The 6,095-nt window shown below is 70.6% G+C and carries 6 protein-coding genes; 2 read left to right on the top strand and 4 right to left on the bottom strand.

What is annotated here, in order from left to right; translation table 11 throughout:
• Positions 1–43: 43 nt before the first annotated feature.
• The 3 genes from ABF401_RS10805 to lipB are packed head-to-tail and all read right to left on the bottom strand — an operon-like array spanning position 44 to position 2,820.
• The gene (locus tag ABF401_RS10805) at positions 44–1,144 is read right to left on the bottom strand and encodes a hypothetical protein (protein ID WP_353509569.1); all 1,101 of its coding nucleotides are present in this window, start codon (positions 1,142–1,144) and stop codon (positions 44–46) included.
• Positions 1,141–2,106, bottom strand: a complete 966-nt coding sequence (locus ABF401_RS10800; protein ID WP_353509568.1) for an ABC transporter ATP-binding protein — start codon at positions 2,104–2,106, stop codon at positions 1,141–1,143. Before ABF401_RS10800 ends, ABF401_RS10805 begins: the two co-directional genes overlap by 4 nt.
• 54 nt (positions 2,107–2,160) lie before the next feature.
• A complete protein-coding gene (lipB, locus tag ABF401_RS10795; RefSeq protein ID WP_353509567.1) occupies positions 2,161–2,820 on the bottom strand; it encodes a lipoyl(octanoyl) transferase LipB in 660 nt (219 codons plus the stop codon).
• A 59-nt stretch (positions 2,821–2,879) separates the two neighbouring features.
• Between lipB and ABF401_RS10790 the strand changes: the two genes are divergently transcribed.
• On the top strand, positions 2,880–3,947 hold the full coding sequence (locus ABF401_RS10790; RefSeq protein ID WP_353509566.1) for a Gfo/Idh/MocA family protein: 1,068 nt from the start codon (positions 2,880–2,882) through the stop codon (positions 3,945–3,947).
• Positions 3,948–4,023: 76 nt separating this feature from the next.
• On the top strand, positions 4,024–5,466 hold the full coding sequence (locus ABF401_RS10785; protein ID WP_353509565.1) for a serine/threonine-protein kinase: 1,443 nt from the start codon (positions 4,024–4,026) through the stop codon (positions 5,464–5,466).
• Positions 5,467–5,504: 38 nt separating this feature from the next.
• On the opposite strand, the gene ABF401_RS10780 is transcribed toward ABF401_RS10785, so the two are convergent.
• Positions 5,505–6,095 (bottom strand): HNH endonuclease signature motif containing protein (locus ABF401_RS10780; protein ID WP_353509564.1); only part of this gene is annotated, 591 nt, incomplete at its 5' end.

Here is a 6,095-nt window from a genome sequence, read left to right as displayed (position 1 = left end):
CCAGCGGCATACGGCTGAATGGCGTGTGGCGGCGGAGCGGAGGTCAGGTGACGTCTCGACGTCGGAAGACGAGGACTGCTGCCGTCGAGACCCCGAGCACGAGCACGAGCAGGTAGACCCAGCCGTGCGTGTAGCTGAGCTCCTGCGTGCCGAAGGTGCACGACCGGTTGCCGTCGACGGTGGTACACGTCTCTGCCACGTACTCGTAGCCCTTGCCCAGGAACGCGTTGGCGTTGGGCGTGATGGCCCAGGGGTTGAGCCGACCCCCGAGGAACGCCTGGACCGCGATGAACTCGACCACGACGAGGTAGCCGAGCAGGAGGCCGACGAGCCCGGCCGTGTGTCGGAGCAGGAACGCGAGCGCTGCGCCCATCAGCCCTGCGGCGATGACGACGAGGACTGCGCGCAGCAGCAGCTGGGCGACGGAGTCCTCCAGCGGTGGTGGCGTCGGTAGCCGCAGGTCCGAGTCGGGCCGGTTGATCGTGGCCACCATCCGCGCGCCGAGGACGAGCAGGCCGAGGCCGAGACCGGCGGCCAGAGCGCCGCCGACTCCGGCCGCGGCGAGCTTGCTCAGGGCGACCCGGACGCGCTGCGGCTTGAACGTGAGCCAGTTGCCGAGGGCACCCGTGGAGAACTCGGCGGCGACGAAGCTGCCCATCAGCAGCAGCACGAGGAACGCGTAGGCGAACGTCGCGTACGGGACCAGCTCGGCGGTGATGGTGTCGGCGATGGGGAGGGAGATGCCGATGTCCTCCATCGTGGGGACGTGGACCTCGCCGATGTGCTCGCACCCGAAGTCGATCGACGTGTTGTTCTGACGTTCCCGTTCGGCCGCCTCCTGCTGGCGGCAGTCCGCGATCATCGCCGGGAGGTTCGCCTCGATGTCCTGCTTCTGGCGCTCGGCGTCGGCAACCATGGCCCGGTAGTCGTCCAGCCGCTGGGCCAGGGTCTCCGGCGAGCTCTGGTTGTAGACGTTGTAGACCATGAGGCCGGTGAACGCGACGACGCCGACGAGCACGGCCTTGGTGAGGCGGCGCCACCACAGCCGCCGCAGCTCGACCCCGACCAGGCCGAGGAACGACGTGCCCTTCGGGCGCGTGTGCGACTTCGCCTGCGAGTCCGGCGTGATGAGCGTGTGGCTCATGCCGCACCTCCCGTCGTGAGGCCGCCGGCGTCTCGATCGGCCTCGGAGCCGAGGCCCTCCTCGGCGGTGAGCGAGAGGAAGGCGGACTCGAGGTCCGGCCGGATCGGCGTGAGCTCGCGGACGTAGAGGCCGTGGCCGGCGAGGACCCTCGTGATCTCGGCCGGGTCCTCGGCACCCGTCACGAGGAGGTGCTCGCCGTCTCGTGTGACGCGCAGGCCGGCTGTCCCGAGGACGTCCTCGGCCTGAGCCGGCGAGGAGATGCCGAGGCGGACCTGCGGGGCGCCGCCGCCGCCGAGAATCTCGGTGACGGCACCCTCGGCGAGCGTGCGTCCGTGGCCGATGATGGTCACGGTGTCGGCGACCTGCTCGACCTCGGCAAGGATGTGCGAGCTGACGAGGATCGTCTTGCCGGCTCTGCCGAGCGTGCGCATCGTGTCACGCACTTCGCGGATGCCGGCTGGGTCGAGGCCGTTGGTCGGCTCGTCGAAGATGAGCAGCTCCGGGTCCTTGAGCAGGGTGGCCGCGATGGCGAGGCGCTGCTTCATGCCGAGCGAGTAGCCGGCGTAACGGTCCCGGCCGCGGTCCCCGAGATGCGTCACCTCGAGCACCTCGTCGATGCGCGGGCGCGGCGTCCCGATCGCGTCGGCGAGGAGGCGCAGGTTCTGGCGCCCCGTGAACGCGGGGAAGAACTTCGGTGACTCGACGATCGCGCCGACCCGGTCGATGACCTGGGGAAGGTCCTTCGGCACCCGTCGTCCGAAGAGCTCCGCGGTGCCGGAGTCGGGGCGGATGAGGCCGAGCAGCATCCGGATCGTCGTCGTCTTCCCCGAGCCGTTGGGGCCGAGGAAGCCGTGCACACCGCCGGCTGGAACGGTCATGGTCAAGCCCTGCACCGCAACCCGACGACCTCCCCTGCCGAGGTAGCTCTTGCGCAGATTGACCGTCTGGACGGCAACGTCCATGGAACCCCCTGTGTGAGATGGCGTGCTCACCCTAGTGGGGCGCGGCGCCGGACGTCAGGCGGACACCCTCCGGTTCGGCTCGAGGGCCGGGATGATGTCGCCGAGGTGCTTCTCGACGTGCGGGAGCACCTCGGGCACGGTGACGTTGCGGCCCAGCTCGAAGGACAGCGACGTGACGCCGGCACCGACGATGCCGCACGGGATGATGACCTCACCCCATGACAGGTCGGGATTGCAGTTGAAGGCGAAGCCGTGCATCGCGACCTGCCGGCTGACTCGGATGCCGATGGCGCCGATCTTGCGTCGGGGACCCTGGTCGTCGGCAGCGATCCACGTGCCGCTCTCGCCCTCGACGCGCCCGGCCTCGACGCCGAAGTCTGCGCACACCCGGATCATCATCTCCTCGAGCGCCCGGACGTAGCCGACGACGTCGATCGGTGCGGGCAGGCGGACGATCGGGTAGCCGGTGATCTGTCCGGGCCCGTGCCACGTGATCTTGCCGCCCCGGTCGACGTCGACGACCGGCGTGCCGTCCTTGGGTCGCTCCTGTGGCTCGGTGCGCTTGCCTGCGGTGTACACCGGAGCGTGCTCGAGCAGGTAGATCGTGTCGGGCTCCGCGCCCTCGACGACCTTGGCGTGGGTCTGCCGCTGGATCTCCCAGGCGTGCTCGTAGTCGACGAAGTCGGGGTCGAGGCCCAGGTGCACGAACCGCATGCGGTCAGGGTACGCCGCGTCACCCGGGTGCCCCGCCGCGCTGGCTCTAGGGTGGCCGTATGCCGCCGAGCTCGCTTCCCGACGACCGTTCCCTTCGAGTCGGGCTCGCCGGCTACGGCGTAGGCGGTCGACAGTTCCACGTGCCCGCTCTCGTGGGTGCCGGGCTCGAGGTAGCTGCGGTGGCCACGGCCAACCCGGAGCGCGTCGCACAGGCAAGGGCAGAGCTGCCTGATGCCGTCGTCGTGCCCGACCTCGACGATCTGCTCGAGGTGGACGGCTTGGACCTCGTGGTCCTGGCGACCCCGACGGGCCTGCATGCTGCACAGGCCGAACGAGTCATCGAGGCGGGGGTGGCGCTCGTCATCGACAAGCCCCTGGCGAGGACTGCGACGGAGGCGCAGCGGATCGTCGACCTTGCTGCACACAGCGGGGTGCCGTTGACGGTCTTCCAGAACCGGCGGTTCGACCCCGAGCTCGCTGCGCTGCTCGCGGTGCGGGATGGGGGGCTCGTGGGGGAGATCCGCCGGGCTGAGTACCGTTGGGACCGCTGGCGGCCCGTTCCGAAGCAGCGCTGGCGGGAGACCCAGACGGCCGAAGAGGGGGCGGGGTTGCTCCTCGACCTCGGCAGCCACCTCATCGACCAGGCGGTCATCCTGCACGGCGAGATCGAGTCGGTCTACGCCGAGCTCTCTGCGCACACCATGGTCGCCGAGGACGACGTCTTCGTCGCCTGCCGGCACACCTCCGGAGTGGTGAGCCATGTCATGGCTTCGTCGGTCAACGGAGCACCTGGGCCTCGCGCCCGCGTCATGGGCTCGACAGGGGCTTACCTCATTGGCCGTCAGTTCGACGAGGTCAGCGCGTTCAATGAGTTCGAGAACTCCGGGGACTCCGTCGGCTGGGTCATCCGCGGCGACGCACGGGAGCCGGGGCCGGTCGTCGGCGCGTGCGACCAGTCCGACTTCTACCGTGCCGTCGGGGCCGCTCTGCTCTCCGATGACCCGCAAGCTGCGATGCCGGTCGACCCGAGGGACGCGGTCCACGTCCTCGCCGTGGTGGACGCGGCACGCGCCAGTCACGAGGGCCAGCGGGTCGTCGAGGTCCTCACGCCGGGAGAGGCGCCCTGATCCGTTAGGGACGTCGCGAAGCACGGCCTGTGGATGACGGGCCCGCAGCTACGAGCTTCCCTGTGACGATGGCCCGGTGAGCATCCCTGACGCGAGTCCACCTGAGGTCCGTGGCTATCGGCTCGAGCACATCATCGGCGAAGGTGGCACGAGCGTCGTCTGGGCGGGACGGGACCGAGCCGACGCCGCGGTCGCCATCAAGGTGCCCCGTTCCGGCTCCGACTGGGACCCCACGGGTTGGGCCGTCGAGCGGCAGGTGCTCTCCGCCGTTCAGCACGAGCACCTCGTGCCACTGCGAGACGTCGTCGACCTCTCGGACGGCAGGACGGCCCTCGTCTTCGACCTCGTCGCAGGGGCCCTACTGCGGTCGATGGTGCACGCCCGTGGGCAGCTGCGGCCGGGCGAGGTGGTGACGATCCTGACGCCGATCTGTCAGGCGGTCGCAGCCCTCCATGCCGCCGGTGGCAGCCACGGCGACATCTCGGCGGGGAACATCATGCTCACGGCGGCAGGTCGGCCGCTCCTGCTCGACCTGGGCGCGGCTCGCGTCATGGGTTACGGCGGCCAGGTCTGCGGAACAGAGGGATTCATTGCGCCAGAGGTTCGCGAGGGAGCCGCACCGACGACGGCGAGCGACGTCTTCTCCCTTGGAGCGATCGCGTGGTTCTGCCTGACCGGTTACGGCGCTCCGGACACGATCCAGCGCCTGGATCTCGACACAGTCCGTAGCCACGTGGGCGACGAGCTTGCCGAGGTGATCGCTGCGAGCATCGATCCCGACCCGGCTCGCCGGCCGGAGGCGGCGCGCCTCGCCCGGCTCCTCTACGACGCGGTGCAGCCGGAGCCGGTCGAGGTCGTCGTGGGTGCCGATGACGCGTCTGCGCTGACCCATCGGCTGCGCGCCGATGCCGCGCGCGAGCAGCCGGCCACCGAGGTCGTTCGCCGGCCTCTGGGGCTCCGAGTCGGCGCCGCGGTCGTCGCGCTTCTGATCGTGGCTGGGGGAGTGTGGCTCCTGCTCGGACGCTCTCCCGCGGCCATCGCCGGGGGCGCTCCCACCGTGACGGCAGCGAGCACGCAGCCTGCTTCCTCGGTCCAGCACGATGGGTCGGCTCCGCGGATGCGCCCGACGGAACTGATGCAATGGCTCTCCGACCAGCGCGCGGCCATCCTCGTCGCCCGGGACCTGCACCGCTTGGACGCCGTCCACCGGTCCGGTTCGAGTTCCCATCACTCCGATGTCCAGCTCATCGAGACGCTGCTCAGAGGCGGCAACCGCTATGCCGACCTCCACCTGACCGTCACCGACGCCGCCGCCGTAGACGCCGATGCCGAGCGTGCGACGATCCGGGCCCGGGTCGACTGGTCCGCATACGTCGTCGTCGGTCGCTCCGGGGACAGGCGCACCCATCCGGCCGCCCAGGGCGAGCTGCTCGACTTCACCGTGGTCCGAGGCGCCGACGGCTGGCGGATCGAGGGAATCAGCGCCGCGCAGTCCGATCGGGGTGAGCACCTGCCTTGAAGATCCTTGCCGCGCCACGCCGTGACACCGGCCCCTGGTCAGAAGGGTGGTGGGTCGTTCCAGCCGTAGCGTTCGTTCCAGTACGCCTTGCTGGCTTCGCGGTCGCGGTGTTCGTGCCGGGCCGCATTGGCGCGGCGGGTCGGTGGGGTGTGTTCGGGGGCGTCGGGGTCACCGAGTGCCTCGGTCCACGACTTGGGGTAGGTGACGTAGTCGCGTCCGGTCAGGGTGCGCCAGGCCAGCCCGCGGCCGTCGCGGGCGGCCAGCGTCGCCGGGATGCCCGGCCCCGTGTCTGGCCCCGTGTCGGGCAGTGGGGTGCAGTCCCACAGGCCGGCGGTCTTGAGGTTGTGGTGGGCCCGGTGCAGCGGGCCGAGGTTGGAAACGCTGGTCGGCCCGTGCGGGTAGGGCACGTGGTGGTCGAGGTCGCAGCGGTTGGCTGGGATCTGGCAGCCGGGGCCGCGGCAGTGCCCGTCGATCGCGCGGACCTGTTCGGTCATCGCGGGGGTGGGCCGGTACCGGTCGGTGCCCAGCTGCAGGGCCCGCCCGGTGGCCTGGTCGACGGCCAGCCAGCGCCACACCGAGCCGGGCGCGGTGATCACCGCGCGGGCGTGTTCGGCGGTGACCCAGCCGTG

Origin of the sequence: Intrasporangium sp. (assembly GCF_040414665.1) — a bacterium.
In the GTDB taxonomy this organism is placed as follows: domain Bacteria; phylum Actinomycetota; class Actinomycetes; order Actinomycetales; family Dermatophilaceae; genus Intrasporangium.
This window is presented reverse-complemented; position numbering and strand designations above follow the sequence as displayed.

Coding starts and splice junctions, on each gene's coding strand:
- ABF401_RS10805 (WP_353509569.1), bottom strand. CDS start 1,144: ATGAGCCACACGCTCATCACGCCGGACTCGCAGGCGAAGTCGCACACG.
- ABF401_RS10800 (WP_353509568.1), bottom strand. CDS start 2,106: ATGGACGTTGCCGTCCAGACGGTCAATCTGCGCAAGAGCTACCTCGGC.
- lipB (WP_353509567.1), bottom strand. CDS start 2,820: ATGCGGTTCGTGCACCTGGGCCTCGACCCCGACTTCGTCGACTACGAG.
- ABF401_RS10790 (WP_353509566.1), top strand. CDS start 2,880: ATGCCGCCGAGCTCGCTTCCCGACGACCGTTCCCTTCGAGTCGGGCTC.